13 protein-coding genes are annotated in these 16,514 nt (G+C 72.4%); 7 read left to right on the top strand and 6 right to left on the bottom strand.

All coding sequences use genetic code 11. The annotated features are described in order from the left end of the window. Positions 1-129 precede the first annotated feature (129 nt). On the bottom strand, positions 130-804 hold the full coding sequence (locus OG410_RS39850; RefSeq protein ID WP_329303636.1) for an LUD domain-containing protein: 675 nt from the start codon (positions 802-804) through the stop codon (positions 130-132). 178 nt (positions 805-982) lie between these two features. On the opposite strand from OG410_RS39850, the gene sigJ reads away from it, so the two are divergent. Further along, positions 983-1,921 (top strand): RNA polymerase sigma factor SigJ, encoded by a 939-nt coding sequence (gene sigJ, locus OG410_RS39845; RefSeq protein ID WP_329303635.1) that lies wholly within the window; start codon positions 983-985, stop codon positions 1,919-1,921. Between the two features lie 84 nt (positions 1,922-2,005). On the opposite strand, the gene OG410_RS39840 is transcribed toward sigJ, so the two are convergent. Together OG410_RS39840 and OG410_RS39835 are read right to left on the bottom strand one after the other, a co-directional pair. Then, on the bottom strand, positions 2,006-4,672 hold the full coding sequence (locus OG410_RS39840; RefSeq protein ID WP_329303634.1) for a cellulase family glycosylhydrolase: 2,667 nt from the start codon (positions 4,670-4,672) through the stop codon (positions 2,006-2,008). 396 nt (positions 4,673-5,068) lie between these two features. Then, positions 5,069-5,503: a VOC family protein gene (locus OG410_RS39835; RefSeq protein WP_329303633.1), complete on the bottom strand. Its 435-nt coding sequence runs from the start codon at positions 5,501-5,503 to the stop codon at positions 5,069-5,071. Between the two features lie 208 nt (positions 5,504-5,711). On the opposite strand from OG410_RS39835, the gene OG410_RS39830 reads away from it, so the two are divergent. Beyond that, positions 5,712-6,482, top strand: a complete 771-nt coding sequence (locus tag OG410_RS39830; protein ID WP_329304451.1) for a polysaccharide deacetylase family protein — start codon at positions 5,712-5,714, stop codon at positions 6,480-6,482. Positions 6,483-6,690: 208 nt separating this feature from the next. Here the strand turns inward: OG410_RS39830 and OG410_RS39825 are convergent, their stop codons facing one another. Together OG410_RS39825 and OG410_RS39820 are read right to left on the bottom strand one after the other, a co-directional pair. Continuing rightward, a complete protein-coding gene (locus OG410_RS39825; RefSeq protein ID WP_329303632.1) occupies positions 6,691-6,930 on the bottom strand; it encodes a hypothetical protein in 240 nt (79 codons plus the stop codon). Between the two features lie 356 nt (positions 6,931-7,286). Beyond that, on the bottom strand, positions 7,287-8,231 hold the full coding sequence (locus tag OG410_RS39820; RefSeq protein ID WP_329303631.1) for an alpha/beta hydrolase family protein: 945 nt from the start codon (positions 8,229-8,231) through the stop codon (positions 7,287-7,289). A gap of 183 nt (positions 8,232-8,414) precedes the next feature. On the opposite strand from OG410_RS39820, the gene OG410_RS39815 reads away from it, so the two are divergent. Then, a complete protein-coding gene (locus OG410_RS39815) occupies positions 8,415-10,019 on the top strand; it encodes a class I adenylate-forming enzyme family protein (protein ID WP_329303630.1) in 1,605 nt (534 codons plus the stop codon). Between the two features lie 77 nt (positions 10,020-10,096). Beyond that, on the top strand, positions 10,097-10,939 hold the full coding sequence (locus OG410_RS39810) for a DUF4437 domain-containing protein (RefSeq protein ID WP_329303629.1): 843 nt from the start codon (positions 10,097-10,099) through the stop codon (positions 10,937-10,939). A 57-nt stretch (positions 10,940-10,996) separates the two neighbouring features. On the opposite strand, the gene OG410_RS39805 is transcribed toward OG410_RS39810, so the two are convergent. Continuing rightward, a complete protein-coding gene (locus tag OG410_RS39805; protein ID WP_329303628.1) occupies positions 10,997-12,442 on the bottom strand; it encodes a dihydroorotase in 1,446 nt (481 codons plus the stop codon). 224 nt (positions 12,443-12,666) lie between these two features. On the opposite strand from OG410_RS39805, the gene OG410_RS39800 reads away from it, so the two are divergent. The 3 genes from OG410_RS39800 to OG410_RS39790 are packed head-to-tail and all read left to right on the top strand — an operon-like array spanning position 12,667 to position 16,510. Next, positions 12,667-13,893, top strand: a complete 1,227-nt coding sequence (locus tag OG410_RS39800) for a CaiB/BaiF CoA transferase family protein (protein ID WP_329303627.1) — start codon at positions 12,667-12,669, stop codon at positions 13,891-13,893. Beyond that, the gene (locus OG410_RS39795; RefSeq protein ID WP_329303626.1) at positions 13,890-14,714 is read left to right on the top strand and encodes a cyclase family protein; all 825 of its coding nucleotides are present in this window, start codon (positions 13,890-13,892) and stop codon (positions 14,712-14,714) included. Before OG410_RS39800 ends, OG410_RS39795 begins: the two co-directional genes overlap by 4 nt. Beyond that, positions 14,711-16,510, top strand: coding sequence for an MmgE/PrpD family protein (locus OG410_RS39790; RefSeq protein WP_329303625.1), 1,800 nt, complete (start codon positions 14,711-14,713; stop codon positions 16,508-16,510). The genes OG410_RS39795 and OG410_RS39790 overlap by 4 nt, the downstream gene beginning before the upstream one ends. Positions 16,511-16,514: the final 4 nt, after the last annotated feature.

The following is a 16,514-nucleotide window of genomic DNA, read 5'->3' as shown; positions in this document are numbered from 1 at the left end:
GCGCAGCCCCGCTGACGCTCGCCCGGCGACGCCCAGGACGGACGGCCCCTCGGGAAGAACCCCCTGTTCTTCCCGAGGGGCCGTCCGCATACCTGTGCGGTCACGGCACAGGTGGCGGCCCCCGGCGGTTCAGAATCCGATGGCCTCGCGGAGCAGCAGGACGGTGCAGCGCCCCGGGTAGGGTTCCGCGTTGAGGACGAGAAGGCGGTTGAGAGCGCTGGGCACCCCGTACACCTTCCTGGCGCGCTCGTCCTCCAGTGGGACGCAGTACTCGTCGACGCGGCGCAGCGCGGTGTCCAGGTCGGGCACCACCTTCTGCGCACCGACCACCAGGATCACACGGGGCGCGGCGCCCGCGTAGGCGGGCAGTTGGCTTCCGCTGGCCGAGGCGGCGACGAGGGAGCCGGTCTCGGTGACGGCGGCGACACTGCCCACCACGACGTCGGGGCAGGCGAGCATCCGCCAGATCTCCGCCATCTGCGTCGTGCGGTCCATGGCCGTTCCGCGTGCTTTGACGGAGTCGTACCGCCCGCTGTTGTTGATGTCCTCGTCGATGCCGGACAGGCGGAGGGTCTCGCTGGCCGCGGTGAACACCGCGGCGCCCTCGGGAACCAGGTCCTTGACGCGGGCGCGCGCCGCGGCGGCGTCGTCGAGGATCTCGACGTCGAAGTGCTTCTCCTTCAGTGCGGCGGCCACCCGCTCCAGTCGCTCGTCGGTCACCGGGGCGGTGAACGGGGTCGCCGGGCTCTCCGATGTCGCCGGGGCCTCCGGTGTCGCCGGGCTCTCCGGGTTCGAGGCAGTCATGATGTCTCCGGCCTTCCTGTCCGCTGGATGATGTGTCGGTCTCACCGCTTCGACAAGGCAGCCCCGCGGAATGTGAGGCGCCGCCCCGGCCTCACATTCCGGCGCGCTGTTCTGTCGTACAGGTGAGGGCGGATGCGACCCGGTGAAAGCGGATGCGACCGAGGGAGTTGTCGACACCATGACCACCCGATCCGAGCCAGGACACGGCCGGCCCGATCCGGGCCTGGACGCGATCATGAGCGAGCGGCGTCACCTGATCAATCTCGCCTACCGGCTGCTGGGCTCCCTGACCGAGGCCGAGGACGCCGTCCAGGAGACGTACACACGTTGGTACGCCATGTCCCGGCAGGAGCAGGACGCCATCGAGTCCCCCGGTGCCTGGCTGACGACGGTGGCCAGTCGTGTCTGCCTCAACGTGCTCGGCTCGGCACGGGCCCGGCGGGAGACGTACGTGGGCGAATGGATCCCCGAGCCGCTGCCCGGGCGCACGGAGTGGATCAGCGGGCGGCCGGGGGGTGCGGCCGTCGACCCGGCCGATCGGGTCACCCTGGACGAGTCGGTCGGCCTGGCGTTCCTGGTCGTTCTCGAATCGATGACCCCGGCCGAGCGCGTGGCGTTCATCCTGCACGACGTCTTCTGCCACTCCTTCGCCGAGGTGGCCGAGATCGTGGGCCGTACGCCGGCCGCTTGCCGCCAGCTGGCCGCCTCGGCCCGCCGCCGTGTCCGGGCCGCGCGGCCCTCCGCGACGGCGGCGCCCCGGCGCACCGGCGTCGTCAGCGCCTTCAAGGAGGCGTGGGAGGCCAAGGACATCGACGCCCTCATCGGCCTGCTCGACCCGGACGCCGTCGCGACCGCCGACGGCGGCGGTCTCGCCCGGAGCTTCCTGGACCCCATCGAGGGCGGCGAGCGGATCGCGCACGCCTGGGCCGGGCTCGCCGACCGGAGGCCGGACGGCATGACGCTCCTGGAACGTACCGTCAACGGTCAGCCGGGCCTGGTGGCTCAGCAGGACGGCGTCATCGTGACGGTGCTCGCGTTCGAGGTCGTGGGCGACCGGATCACCCATATCTGGGTCGTACGCAACCCCGAGAAGCTGCGTCGCTGGACCACGGGCTGACTCGCCTCCCGCCCGCGACCCACGCGCGTCGCCACGGTGCCGTCGTCCGGCCCGCCCCCGAGGCGGACCGGACGACGGCCGCCGCTATGCCACGTGGAGGGTGTAGCGACCGGAGGTGTGCGCGGTGAGCCGCCAGCCGCCGGGCCGTTCCGCCAGCCGGATGCCGGTGAGACCGCTGCCCTTGGCCTCGGGGCGGTCCTGGCCGGGAACCCACACGTCCAGCGTGCCCTCCCCGGAGCCGGTCAGCCGCAGGTCGCGCTCGGTGAGGGAGGACCGCAGGGAGCTCAGGCCACCGGGAGCGCTGCGCGGGTACGCCTGGGACAGCGCCGTGGTCTCGAAGGCCGGGCTCGGCAGCGGCTTGCCGTCGGGGCAGGTGTACAGCACGACGCCGCCGCCCGAGGTGGTGGCCTCGGGGTCGTTCTGCGGATCGCCGCAGGCCTTCTTCCACACCCAGATCGCCGAGCCCAGCATTTCGGTGTTCTGCCGTTCCAGGAAGCGTTCGAACCGGGAGCGGAAGTCGCCGGGTTCCCCGAACCATCCCCACTCGCCCGACCACAGCGGCGCCCCGTACGCCCGGGCGGTGCGCTCGGCGGTGGCGTAGCCCTGCTCGATCGAGGTCAGGGTGACGCCCAGGCCCTGGTCCATGGTGATCGACTCGCTGTACAGGTGGGGCGAGAAGACGAGCTGCGGGTCGTCGGCGAAACCGACCGGCGGGGTGGTGTCGAAGCCGAGCCCCGACCACAGGATCGAAGGCTCGAAGAACACCAGGTGGTGGAAGCCGCCGGCCACCTTCGACTCCGCGGCCCGGATCGAGGTGATCGCCTGCTGGTAGAGGCGTCCGAGCAGGATCGAGGAGGTCACGCCCGGGGCGTCACCGGGGCCCGGCTCGTTGAGGAGGTCGTAGCCGGCGACCGCGGGGTCGTCCGCGAAGGTCTTGGCGAGGCGGCCCCACATGCGGGCGAACTCGGCGCCGATGCCGTCGGTGTCGTTGTAGAGGTTGGTGAACGCCTGCTGCACATTGGGCGCCAGGTCGCGTCCGAGGAAGCCGCAGGCCTTGGCGCCGTCGGTGAGGGTCGCCCACTTCGGGGCGCCGTCGTTGCCGAACTCCGGTGAGGCGTTGGCCCTGCAGCGTGTTCCCGGCGCCGCGCCGACGTACTTCGAGAAGGTGTCCTGGTGGATGTCGAGGACGGTGTGGATGCCGTGGTCGGCGGCCTGGTCGACCGCGGTGCGCACCCGCGCCAGATACGCCTCGTCGAAGACGCCCCGCTTCGGCTCCAGGGCCGACCAGGACAGGGCGAGGCGCTGGACGTCGAACCCGTACCGTTCCATCCGGGCGTAGTCGGAGTCCTCCAGCGGCCACACCGTGGGCTTGGCCGGGTCCGGCTGTCCGTAGTCGATGAGCTGATTGACGTTCACACCGCGGAGCAGCACCTGCCGCCCCGCGCTGTCACCGATCACCGGGTCCTGTCCGTCGCGGCGCAGCACGCTCAGCGGCAGCAGCTCGTTCCGGTCGCGGCCCGCGGCCTGCGCCTGCGCGCCGACAGGGGCCACCGCCGGTCCCGGCGCCAGGGTGCCCGCGGCGAGCGCCAGTACGGCGGCCACCGCGACGGGTGGCGCCCACCGGACGGCCCAGGCGAGGCCTCCGCGCTCGGCCGAGGGCTCCGTCCGGCGCCGCCACGCCAGCTCCGCGACCCAGGGCACGCACACGACACCCGCGCACACGCCCGCGGTCACACCCTCGGCGACCCGTACGAGCACGGACGCGACCGGGAACAGCTCCCCGCCGAAACCGTTCAGGCACCCGTCGAGAAGCCACAGGGGAGCGAACCCGAGAACGCCCGCCGCGGTGAGGGTCGTCGCGAGCGACCAGAGCGTCACGCCGGTACGGGCACGGGTCAGCCCCGGCGCCACCACGCGGCGCCAGAGCGCGACACCGGCGAACACCGCCGCGACGCCGGTGACCAGCGTCGCCGCCACGCGGCCGCCGGGTATCGGTCCTGCGGCCCAGGCGAACGCGCCGGTTCCCGCCTGGAGCGCGACGGCGGCACCGGCCGGCAGCCAGGCGAACCCGGCGACCGAGTCGAGACGGGCGCGCGATGCCCCCGCGGCACGCTCGGTGCGCCGGCCGCGCTCACCGGCCTCGGCAACCTTGCCAGCCTCTTCGGCCTTGCCGACCTCTTCGGCCTTGCGGCCCTCGGCGCCCTCGCCGACCTCGTTGCCCCTGTCACCCTCGCCGGCCTTGCGGCGCAGGCGCCACACGCCGATCCGGTACGCCGACGCCGTCAGGCCCGCGACCAGCGGCCCGAACACGGCGTACTTCGCGCCGGTCAGACCGCACTCGGCGAGCAGTGCCCCGACCGTCGGGAAGATGTGCAGCCCGGCCGGTCCGGCGATCGCCAGCAGCAGCACGCTGTAGGCCAGTTTGGCCAGGAACGCCACCAGGATCAGACTCGACCAGACGGCGCCGAAGACCCATCGCGCCCTCGCTCCGGGGGCCGCGGCGCGCACCAACCGGTGGACGGCCACCGCGCTGCCGCCGATCAGCAGGGGCAGGAACACCACGGTGGCCCAGGCAGGGCTCGTGGCGTTGCCGGGTACGAAACCCGCGTCCAGCCAGTTCTCGGGAGCGAACAGTCCGGTCCCGTCGGCATAGCCGAGGGCGGCACAGAGCACCACGAGTACGACCGCGGTGGTGAGGGACGCGATGCGGGCAAGCCGACGGCCGCCGCGCTGATCATCGGCAAGGAGCATGGATGGAGAACATAGGGCAGTCCGAAGGTCGCACGGAAGGCCTGTGAGCAGGAATTTCTCCGGAACCGCGGGGCTCGGACGGGTCCGGAGGGCGCGGTGACGCCGGGCTGTTCAACCGAGGTGTTCCGCCGGGAGCGATACGAAGATCCGAACTCCCGCCGTGGGCCTGGGAGTCATCGGACCGGGGCTCGTCCTTTCCCGGAGCCGATGCCCCTCGGACGGCCTGCGCCGTCCGCCCGAACGTCACATCACCCACGCCACCGCCGCTGGTCACGATTCAGCTGCGACGCTCGACGGGCGGGCCCCGTGGGCCGTCCGCCGGTTCTCGGTGTCCCCACCCGGTCACGGGCGGGGACACCGCCGGGCCGCCTGCCCCGAACCGTCGCGGGGGGTGTTTCAGTCGAGACAGAACTCGTTGCCCTCGACGTCCTGCATCCCGATGCAGGACTCGTTCTTGTCATCGGCAACGAGTGTTCGCACGTGTACCGCGCCGAGCGCGATCAGACGTGCGCATTCGGCCTCGAGGACGGCAAGGCGCTCAGCACCCACGAGACCGGTGCCGACCCGCACGTCGAGATGCACCCGGTTCTTGACGACCCTGCCCTCGGGAACGCGCTGGAAGTACAGTCGCGGGCCGACGCCGGTGGGATCGGCGCACGCGAACCATGAGCCCTGCTCCTCGGGTGGCTGCGAGCGGCCATAGTCGTCCCATGTGGCGAACCCCGCCGGCGGCGGCGGTACGACGTAGCCCAACACCTCGCACCAAAAGCGGGCGACGCGCTCAGGTTGCTCACAGTCGAAGGTGACCTGGAACTGCTTGACGGATGACATCGGCACACCGTAACAGGGCGAAGCGATGGCTCAAGTCTCTCCAGGAACCGACACGTTGACGCGAAGACAGGGCCAACTCACGCGGTTGTGTCCCCATTCCCTCCCGGAATTGTCCGTGATCCGTAACAGACGCATCCTCCGGCCCTCGCCGCTCGTCCTGCCAGGTGGTCGGACGGCGACCGAGGAACTGCGGGAGAGCGGGGCGGACATGGCACGGCACGGCAGCAGGCGGGGCTGGTACGGCAAGGTGGCCGGGGCGGCACTCGGGGTGACGTTGCTGGCCGCCGGTGCCTCGGTGTGGACCGCGCAGGCCGGTGCCGTGCCCGACGCGTCGCCCCGCCCGGCCGCGTCGGCCGGGCAGGCCGCGGTCAAGCCGGTGGCGGTGACCATCGTGCACGCCTCGGACAAGGGCGCGCGCGGGGTCAACATCACCATCGACGACGGCCCCGACCCGGTGTGGACCCCTCAAGTACTGGACGTGCTGCGCGAGTACGGAGTGAAGGCCACTTTCTGCATGGTGGGGACCCAGGCGCAGGCCCATCCGGACCTCGTGAAGAAGGTGGTCGCGGCCGGACACCGGCTGTGCGACCACTCGGTGTCGCACGACACCGGCATGGACGCCAAGTCCCAGGCCTACCAGTCGCAGCAGATACTCGACGCCGAACGCATGATCACCAAGGCGTCCGGGGGCGTACGGCCCATGTACTACCGGGCGCCCGGCGGGGCTTTCACCCCGTACAGCCGCAAGCTGGCCGCCTCCCGGGGCATGCGGCCGCTGGGCTGGAACGTGGACTCCAAGGACTTCGAACGGCCGGGCACGGACGCCGTCGTCGCCACGGTCGAGCGGGAGCTGCCCAACGGGCCGACGATCCTCTTCCACGACGCGGGCGGCGACCGCTCCCAGACCGTCGAGGCCCTGCGCCGGATCCTCCCCTGGCTGAAGGAGCAGGGGCACACCTTCGGCTTCCCGGTGCGCTGACCCGGGGCCGCGGAGGGTCGCACGGCGTCCACTTCGTCCGGATAGCCCCTTTCGCCCTCACCACTCAGAGCCCGGGGCCGGGGCCGGCCGTCATGGTCCGACCGGCCGCGGCCGGTCACCGCCCCGGCCATCACGGCAGCCGCCCGGAAGCCGTCGGCTTCCGGGCGGTCGAGTCGGTCGGGCGCGCGGCCGGGCCGTGCACGGCGGATCAGCCTCGCTGCGTCCCCGGCGGGAGAGCCAGGCCGGAAGGTGCGCCGGACCAGGCGTGCTCGGCCGCGGCGGGCGCGCCGGGCCATGCGTGCTCGGCCGTGGCGGGCGCCGAGGCCTTGAGGGGCGGCATCACCCGCTGCAGGTCGCTGCGAATCCGCTCGGCCTCACCTCGGACCTGCGCGGGGACGTCACCGCGCTCCGCGACGAGCTGGCGGTAGATCGGGGCTTCCTGGAACACGGACAACGCGTCCTTCCTCTCGGGGCCTCGCGCCGGACACGGAGGCGGTTGCCGAGTGTACGGGCCTCACGGCACCCTCCGGGCCCGCACTGGACGCCGGCGGACCCGCCGCACGCTTGACGGGGCGTGCACGAACGGTCCCGAGGCTGAACCTCGCACCCCTTCCGCTCCCAACAGGCCGCACCGGAGCGCCCCTTCGACCCCGACCGATTTCTCCTCCGGCGGCGAATGTGCATCCGGCCACACCGGTGCCGGCACGAGCCGGTTCCGGACCGTCACCGCGGCGGTGACGGTCCGGGTCCCGGGGCGCTGTCGCACGGATCACGGAACGCGTCAGCTCCTGTCCACGGCGCCGGTCAGGGCTTGGCCGAGTACACGACCCCGGCCAGGTTCCGGGCGGCGGAGCCCCAGACCTGATCGTAGTACGAGGTGTCGCCGCCCAGGGTGTGGAGGAGATAGGCGGTGGTGACGCCCTGGGTGAGTTTCTGCTGTGCGGCGCGGGTGATCGATCCGCTGTCGCAGCCGATCCCCCAGCTGTCGACGAAGCCGCAGTGGAAGCCGCCGGTGATGACACGCAGTTGGGCGGGGGCGGACTTCGCGTCGTACATCTTCTGCTGGTTGCCGGCGACCCCCGCGATGCCGTCCTGGCTGCCGCCCACGTACTGGGCGGGAATGCCCAGGGCGCCGGAGGCCGTGACCGCCGACGGGTTGGTCTCGGCGGCCGCCAGGGTGGAGACACTCCTGACCGACGTGCTGCGGCTCGCGGCCAGCAGTGCGGCGCCGCCGCCCATGGAGTGTCCGGAAAGCCCGAGGTGGGCCGTGTCGACCGTGCCGGCGAAGCGGGAGCCTGTCGTGGTGTTCTGGGCGGTGAGCCAGGTCAGGGACGCGTTCAGATCGTCGGCGAAGTCCGAGTGGCTCGGGAAGAGGCCTCCCTGGGACTTCGGCGTGACGGTGATGAGCCCCCAGGACGCATAGTGCCGCAGCAGCGACTCGTATTTGGAGATGTCCTGGAAGAAGCCGTGCCCGAAGGCCAGGCCCGGATGGGCTCCGGCGGCGACGGGCGCGTTGGCGCCGGCGGTCGTGCCCGGGTACCAGACCCGCGCGCTGAAGGAACGGCCCGACGCCGACACGGTCACATCGGTGTACGCGACGGCTTGGGTACCGGGCGCCGAGGGGTCCGCCGCGGCGACGGCGGGCAGGGGTGCGGCCGCGGGTGCGGCGGCCGCGGAGGGGGCGACGGTGAAGGCGGCCGCCGCGGTCAGCAGCAGCGCCGGCACGGCCCGTAACAGTCCACGGAACACGAGTTCACCTTCTCTTGTTGGGGAAACATTGTTTCCCCAACAGAGCAGAAATGTGCGTACATGACAAGTCCTCCGTGCCCTTGTCATCGTTTCGCTCCATGGAACAGCGTTGACATCAATGAAACGCGGGGAGTATCAAAAGGGTGGGACTCCCGCTCGCCCGACGCCTTCGGAGGACAGGTAGTGGAAGATCTCCCGGCACATCTGCGGTCCGTCCCGGACGGCCGGCACCCCGGGCGCTCCATGGTCACGGGGCTGCGCCGCTGGGCGGCAGCCGCGCCCGCGCGGACGGCCGTCGTGGACGGCGCCGGGCGTCTGAGCTTCGCCGCCGTGCACAGCCGCTCCAACCGGCTGGCGAGCTCGCTCCTCGCCGCGGGCCTCAACCCCGGCGACCGCGTCGCCGTGCTGCTCGGCAACCGGCTCGAATACCCCGAGATCGCGGCGGCCCTCGGCAAGGCGGGACTGGCGATGGTGCCGATCGGTGTGCGGCAGACGGTCCCGGAGATCGCGTTCATCACCGGGCACAGCGGGGCCCGCGCGCTCGTCGTGCAGCACGACCGTTCCGAGGAGGTGTGCGCGGCCGTCTCCGTGGACGTCGTCGTGCGGGTCGGCGGACCGGGACCGGGGCGCGACTACGAAGAAGTTCTCACGCGGGGCCGTGACGTGGATCCGCGCGTCGCGGTCACCGGGGACGACACGTTCTGTGTCCAGTACACGTCGGGGACGACCGGGCGGCCCAAGGGCGCGCTCCTCACCCACGCGGCCCGTGCGCTGACGGCCGAACTGTCGGCGTACGAATGGGGCTTGGGCGAGGCGCGGGTCAGCGTCGCCGTGGCGCCCATGAGCCACGGCGCCGGATTCATGTTCGGCTACGCTCCCCTGCTCACCGGCGGGACGGTGGTGATGCTGCCCCGGTGGGACCCCGGGCATCTGCTGGACCTCGTCCCGCGGGAGCGCGCCCGGTCCGTCTTCCTGGTGCCGACCCACGCCCAGGCCGTACGGGACCTGGGCGGCGAGGGACCGCAGGGCCGGGACCTGTCGTCCCTGGACACCCTGTACTTCAACGCGGCCGCGCTCCCCGTCCCGCTCAAGGAATGGGTGCTGGACGCCTTCCCGCAATGCGGTGTGCACGAGTTGTACGGGTCGACCGAGGGCGGTGTGGTGACCGACCTGCGCCCCGCGGACGCGCGCCGCAAGGCCGGTTCGGTGGGCCGGGCCTGGTTCCGTACCCGGCTCAGGATCCTCGGCGACGACGGCGTCGAGGTCCCCGCAGGCGTACCCGGCGAACTCTTCAGTCACTCGCCGTTCCTGATGAAGGGGTATCTGGACGACGCCGAGGCGAGCGCGGCCTGCCGCACCACCGACGGCTTTCTGAGCGTCGGCGATGTCGCGACGATGGACGAGGAGGGCTACGTCCGCATCGTCGACCGCAAGAAGGACGTGATCATCTCGGGCGGGCTCAACGTCTATCCGCGCGAGGTGGAGGAGGCCTCCCTCGCGCATCCGGGCGTGGCCCAGTGCGCGGTGGTCGGGGTGCCCGACCCGCTCTGGGGCGAGGTGGTCACCGCGTACGTCGTTCCGCCGGCCGGCGCCGTGCCCGTCGGCGTCGATGAACTCGCCTTGTTCCTGCGGCCGTTGCTCGCCGGCTACAAACTGCCGCGGCAGGTGCGCACGGTGGCGGCGTTGCCCCGCAACTCCGCCGGCAAGGTCCTCAAGCGCGAACTGCGCGCGGCCGCCGCCCCGCAGGCGCCGTCACCGCGGCACCCGCCGCCCGTTCCGCCCCGGTGACCCCCGTTCCCGTCGGCAATCACACCCGACCCGCCCGGGGACAGCCCCCGCGGCGACAAGCGAAAGGCGGTGGCGCGGTGCGCCCGCACGTCGAGCTGATCCACGAGGACGACTACGTCTGGCATCCGGCCGAACTCCCGCACACCGTCGGCGAGGTGCGCGAGCGGCGGCTCAGCAGTGACGAGGAGGACGGTTCGGCCGCCCTGTCGCTGGCCTTCGACTCCGCGGCGCACCGTCCGGCCGGGGTGCCGTCCGCGGACACCGAGTTCTTCGTCCTCGAAGGGCGGTTGCGGCACGGCGCCACGGACCTCGGACCCGGGGGCTATCTGCACGTGCCCAAGGGCGTCCCCATGCGGGAGTTGTCGGCCGAAGCGGGCAGCCGGGTGCTGCACTGGCGGGAGTACGGCCCCTCGGACTTCGAGCCCGGCGGCGCGCGGTGGGCGGATTCGTCCGGCGAAGTGACCGAGTGGGACTCGGCGGCCATGGAGTGGGTCACGGCGCCGACGAACGGCCCGCTGACCCCGCTGTACATCAAGCTGCTGCACCGTGACGAGAAGACCGGCTTCTACACCCGTCTCGTCCTGGCCCCGAAGGGCTGGACGGACCACCGACTCGCCCACCACCCGTGCTACGAGGAGTTCTACACACTGTCCGGACGGATGGCCTACAACTTCGGGGACATCGACCCGGGGACCTACTGCTTCCGTCCGGCCTTCGTGAAGCACGGTCATTTCGTGGCGGAGGAGGACACGACGTGGATCATCCGCTCCGACGGCGAGCTGATCAACTGGTACACGACCGACGAGTGGATCAAGTGGGGTGGCGACGCCGAGAACTACGAGCCGCACCAGGCGCCGGTGCCCTCCACCCTGCCGATACGGTCCCGCTCGCGGGGCGCGTGGGACAGCGACGGCATGTGAGCGCGTGAGCGATGCGGGGCCGCGCCCGGATCGGTTCCGGGCGCGGCCCCCACGCTCTCACCTCGGCAGGTACCGGCCCGACGGCGTTCCTTCGACACGGCCGTCCCGGTAGGCGATCCGGCCGCCGACCACCGTGGCACTGGGCCAGCCGCGGAGTTCGACGCCGTCGAAGGGACAGTGGTCCTGTCCCGAGAGCAGCAGGCCGGCGCTGACGGTGCGGGTCTCGTCGAGGTCCACGACGACGAGGTCGGCGTCGGAACCGACCATGAGGGATCCCTTGCGGGCGAGGCCGTAGGCCGCCGCCGGGCCGGCCGAGGCCAGTTCGGTGATCCTGCGCAGCGGGATTCCGCGCCGGTGGTGGCCCTCCGAGAGGAGGACCGGGTAGAGCAGCGCCGTACCGCCGAAGCCGGGCAGTGCGGGCCACAGCGCGTCGCCCTTGTTCTCCTCCATGCAGCAGGCGTGGTCGGAGGCCACCCAGTCGACGGTGCCGTCCACGACCCCCGCCCACAGGGCCTCGTTGTCGGCCCGGGTGCGCACCGGCGGGTTGACCTTGGCCCCGAGGCCACGGCCCGCCGCGTCCAGACTCTCGTGGTCCAGACAGAGGTGGTGCAGCGTGACCTCCGTCCGCAGGTCGCCGCCGGGCGCCGCCGCACGGGCGGCCCGGGCCGCGTCCAGGGCCGCCGCGCTCGACAGGTGCAGCAGATTCACGGGGCAGCCGGTGGCCCGGGCCAGGGTCGCCGCCTCCGCGATGGCCACCTGCTCGGTCAGCGGCGGACGGCCCTCGCTGTACGCCCGGAGGGTCTGGGGATCACCGTCGCGGCGCACCCGGTCGATGAACAGGCGCATCAGTTCGGACTGTTCGCAGTGCAGGGAGAGGGAGACCCGGCCGTCGGGGCGGGCGGCCCCGGCGGCGGCGACGGCCTCCATGAGCTGGTAGAGGTGACCGAGGTCGTACTCCTCGTCCTCCCCCGTCATCCGGAAGCCGCGCGCGTCGCGTGAGTCGGCGGAGAGGTTGAACCCCTTGTAGAACATGTAGTACTTGAACGAGGCGACCCCGTGACCGTCCAGCAGGGCGGGGACTTCGCGCACCTGGGCCGTGTCCATCGGAGCCAGGTGGAAGCCGTAGTCGGTGTGACACTGCCCCTCGACGGCTTTGAGGACCTCGGGGAAGATCTCCGCGTACGGGCCGGTGCGGTTGAGGTAGTGCTCGCCGGTGCGGAAGTACGACAGCACGGTGGTGGCGCCTCCGACGAGGGAGGATCGCGTCTCCTCGAACGCGTCCTGGGCCAAAGGACGGTAGATGCCCAGATGGAAGTGGGCGTCGACAGCGCCCGGCAGGACCACCCGGCCGGCCGCGTCGAGCACTTCCTCGGCCTCCGCCGCGGGCAGGTCGTCGGCGAGCGCCGTGATCACGCCGTCCCGGACGCCCAAGTCGGCGCGTATCTCGCCCACATGGGGCTGGACGAGCGTCCCGTTCCTCACGATCAGGTCGTAGCGTGCCATGCCGGCCGGACGGTCTCCGTGTACCGGACCGCTTCCGTGGAGCGCGGACGGCGGACCGCGGCGCTTCCCCGGTTCGCCCGGGAGCCGTCCGCACCCCCTTTCCCGGATAGAGGAACCGATGGGGAAACACTGTTTCTCTTTCGTGGGTCTGGGTCGCATGCTAACTTTTCGAAACGGCGTTCCACAAGGAGAAACATCCGTCGATCCGAAGGGTGTGAGCCACAGTGCCGTTCCCCTCCCCCGATCCTGGCGGCGCACCGCCCGGTCCACTGCACGGGATCACCGTCCTGGACTGCGCGACCCTGTTCGCCGGTCCGCTGGCGGCCACCGTTCTCGGAGACTTCGGCGCGGACGTGATCAAGATCGAACACCCTTCCCGGCCCGACCCCTCCCGTACCCACGGTCCGTCCCGCGACGGCACCGGACTGTGGTGGAAGATGCTCGGCCGCAACAAACACACCGTCACCCTCGACCTGTCCCGAGCGCGTGGCGCCCGGATCCTGCTGCGGCTGGTCCGTGAAGCGGACGTCCTCGTCGAGAACTTCCGTCCCGGGACGCTCGAACGCTGGGGCCTGTCCCCCACGGTCCTGCATGCCACGAACCCCGGCCTGGTGATCGCCCGCGTCACCGGCTTCGGCCAGTTCGGCCCCTACGCGGCGCGGCCCGGCTTCGGAACCCTCGCCGAATCGATGAGCGGACTGGCCGCCGTCACCGGGCAGCCCGACGGCCCGCCCACCCTCCCGCCGTTCGGACTCGCCGACGGTGTCACCGCCCTCGTGACCGCGGCGGCGGTACAGACCGCGCTCTACCACCGCGATGTGCACGGCGGCGGCGGACAGGTCGTCGATCTCGCCATCATCGAGCCGCTGCTCACCCTGCTCGGCCCGGCGCCCCTCGCCTACGACCAGCTGGGCACCGTGCCACGGCGCACCGGGAACCGCTCCGCGCACAACGCGCCCCGCAACATCTACCGCACCCGGGACGGCGGTTGGGTGGCGGTCAGCACCTCGGCGCAGGCGGTCGCCGAGCGGGTGATGCGGCTCGTGGGACACGGCGAGGTCGTGCGCGAGCCCTGGTTCGGATCCGGGGCCGGCCGGGCCGCCCACGCCGACCTGCTCGACTCCCAGGTCGCCGACTGGATCGGCGGACGGGACCGGGCCGAGGTGCTCAAGGCGTTCGAGGCCGCCGACGCCGCCGTCTCCCCCGTGTACGACATCGCCGACGTCTTCGCCGATCCGCAGTACCGCGCGCTCGACACCCTCACTACGGTCCAGGACCCGGAGCTGGGCCCGCTGCGGATGCAGAACGTCCTGTTCCGGCTCTCCGCCACCCCCGGCAGCATCCGCTGGACCGGCAGACCGCACGGCCAGGACACCGACCGTGTCTACGGCACCCGGCTGGGACTCACCGCGGCCGAGCTCGACACCTTGCGAAGGGAGCGGGTCATTTGACCGTCCATCAGCCCTGGGACGCCCTGTCCGGCACACGCGTCCTCGATCTGGCCCATCCGATGCGCCGGGGCATGCCGCAGTCCCCCAACCACCCTCCGTACCGCATGCTCCTGGAGCGCCGTCACGGTGACCTGGTACGGCCCGACGGCGGATCGGCGGCCAACGAGATCGTCATCACCGGCGGGCACGTCGGTACGCACATCGACGCGCTGGCCCATGTGTCACGGGACGGACGGCTGCACGACGGGTCCGAGGCCGCGACCGCCCAGTCCGCGACGGGGTTCTCCCGGCTCGGTATAGAGGAGTTCACCCCCTACGTCGGGCGGGCCGTCTTCCTCGACATCGCCCGGCTGCACGGGGTCCCCGTCCTGCCGCCCGCCCACGAAGTCACCGTCGGGGAGCTGGAGGACGCCGTGAAGGAGGCACGGACCGAACCGCGGCCGGGTGAGGCCCTGCTGATCGGCACGGGGTGGTCGCGGCACTGGGACGATCCCGAGGTGTTCACCGGTCAGCTGGGCGGAGCCCCGGGGCCGGGGCCTGGGGCCGGGGAATGGCTGGCCGAGCGCGGACCGCGTCTCGTGGGCGGGGAGACGCTCGCCTTCGAGCACATCCCGGCGGGGAGCGGCCACGCCGTACTGCCCGTGCACGGGCGCCTCCTGGTGGACGCCGGTATCCACATCGTGGAGACCATGCGGCTGACCGGGCTCGCGGAGTCGCGGGTCACGGAGTTCCTGCTGGTGCTCGCCCCACTGCCCCTGGCGGGCGCCACCGGCTCCCCGGTGCGGCCGCTGGCCGTCCTGGCCCCGGGAGACACCGCATGACGGGCACGGAACACGGCCCCGGCGTCCGGCGGACCTCCGGCACACGCCGACCGGACGCCGGGGCCGGCACAGGCGTCAGGCGAGCCGTCGTCGGCACGGACGACGACGCGCCCCAGGGTTCGGCGACCGCTTCGGGGGACGTGTACCCCACGTCAGCCGGCTCGGACGACGACCTCCTCACGCACCGGGGAACCGGCGAAGGCAGCGGATCTGGAAGGGAGTTCGTCGGGCCGGACGACAAACCCCAGCAGGCATCGCCGACCGGCTTCGACGACGCGCACCCCACCTCGACCGGCTCGAGCGACCGGCACCTCACGCACCGGGGAACCGGCCAACGCACAGGATCCGGACCGGGGTTCGCCGCGCGGCTTGCCGACTTCGCCGCGCGGTGCCGCGACGGGATCCCCCCGGCCGTGGCCGAGGACGCCACGGCCCGGATCACCGACGCGCTCGGCAACTGCCTGGCCGCGCTGGGCCCTTACGTGGGCGACGAGACGGCCGGAGGCCCGCACGAGGCCGCCCTGACCGTGGCCCGGCGAGCCGGTGGAAACCCGGAGTCCACCGCCATCGGCAGCGGGATACGCCTTCCCGCCGACCGCGCGGCACTGGTCAACGGGACCCTGGCGCACGCGCTGGACTTCGACGACACGCACCTGCCCTCCGTGCTCCACCCCACCGCGGCGGTCCTGCCCGCCGCGCTGGCCGCCGCCGAGGCGAGCGGCGCGGACGGGCCGCTGACGGTGGCCGCCCTGGCCGCGGGCGGCGAGATCTGTGTACGGCTCGGCATGGCGTCCTACGATCCCCGGCTGCGCAACTCGGTCTTCTTCGAGAAGGGCCTGCACGCCACGTCCGTCTGCGGCACCGTGGGCGCCGCCGTCGCCGCCGGCCTCGCCCTCGGACTGAGCTCGGCACAGCTCGCCGACGCGATCGGCATCGCCTGTTCGATGGGCGCGGGTGTCATCGAGGCCAACCGCACCGGCGGGACGGTGAAGCGGATCCACTGCGGCTGGGCGGCGCACTGCGGTGTGAGCGCCGCGCAGCTGGCCGCCGGCGGCGTGACCGGCCCGCCCACCGTGCTGGAGGGGCGGTTCGGCTTCCTCACGGCGTTTCTCGGCGACCGCTGGGACGCGGGCCCGCTGCTCACCGGTCTGGACGCGATGGACGACGCCGCCCGGTGGGAGTACCCGCGCACGGTGTACAAGCCCTACCCCTCCAACCACTTCACCCATCCCGGGATCGACTGCGCCCTGGCGCTGCGCGCCGACGGACTCGATCCGGCGGACGTGGTGGCGGTGGAACTCGGCGTGGCCGCGGCTCCGCGCCGCACGATCGGGGAGCCCCGCGAGCAGAAGGTCCGGCCCTCCTCGCCCTACCACGCGAAGTTCTCGGGCCCCTACACCGTCGCCTCGGCGCTGCTCGCCGACCCGGACCGAGGCCCGGGGGTCCAGCTGCGGGACTTCACCCCGGAGGCGTTCACCGACCCTCGGCGGCTGGCGCTGGCCGCGCGGGTGGAGGTGGTGTCCGACGCGCGCTGCGACGCCGGGTTCCCCCACGCCTTCGGTGCCGTGCTGCGGGTGCGGACGCGCGGCGGGGCCAGGCTCGAACACCGGGTGACCTCCTCCCGGGGCGGACCCGGAAGCCCCCTGACCGCGGCGGAGCTCGCCGGGAAGTTCCGGACCGGCGCGGAGCCGTCACTGGGCGCGGAGCGAAGCGGCCGACTCGCGGCGATGGCGGCCGCGTTGCCGGGCGCCGGACCGGGCTGTGTGACGGATCTGCTGAGCCTGACGAGGATCTGACCCG

This window comes from Streptomyces sp. NBC_00659 (genome assembly GCF_036226925.1).
Taxonomy (GTDB): domain Bacteria; phylum Actinomycetota; class Actinomycetes; order Streptomycetales; family Streptomycetaceae; genus Streptomyces.
The sequence above is the reverse complement of the archived record's forward strand: the minus strand, read 5'-3'. Positions and strand labels throughout refer to the sequence as shown.

Coding starts and splice junctions, on each gene's coding strand:
- OG410_RS39850 (WP_329303636.1), bottom strand. CDS start 804: ATGACTGCCTCGAACCCGGAGAGCCCGGCGACACCGGAGGCCCCGGCG.
- sigJ (WP_329303635.1), top strand. CDS start 983: ATGACCACCCGATCCGAGCCAGGACACGGCCGGCCCGATCCGGGCCTG.
- OG410_RS39840 (WP_329303634.1), bottom strand. CDS start 4,672: ATGCTCCTTGCCGATGATCAGCGCGGCGGCCGTCGGCTTGCCCGCATC.
- OG410_RS39835 (WP_329303633.1), bottom strand. CDS start 5,503: ATGTCATCCGTCAAGCAGTTCCAGGTCACCTTCGACTGTGAGCAACCT.
- OG410_RS39830 (WP_329304451.1), top strand. CDS start 5,712: ATGGCACGGCACGGCAGCAGGCGGGGCTGGTACGGCAAGGTGGCCGGG.
- OG410_RS39805 (WP_329303628.1), bottom strand. CDS start 12,442: ATGGCACGCTACGACCTGATCGTGAGGAACGGGACGCTCGTCCAGCCC.
- OG410_RS39790 (WP_329303625.1), top strand. CDS start 14,711: ATGACGGGCACGGAACACGGCCCCGGCGTCCGGCGGACCTCCGGCACA.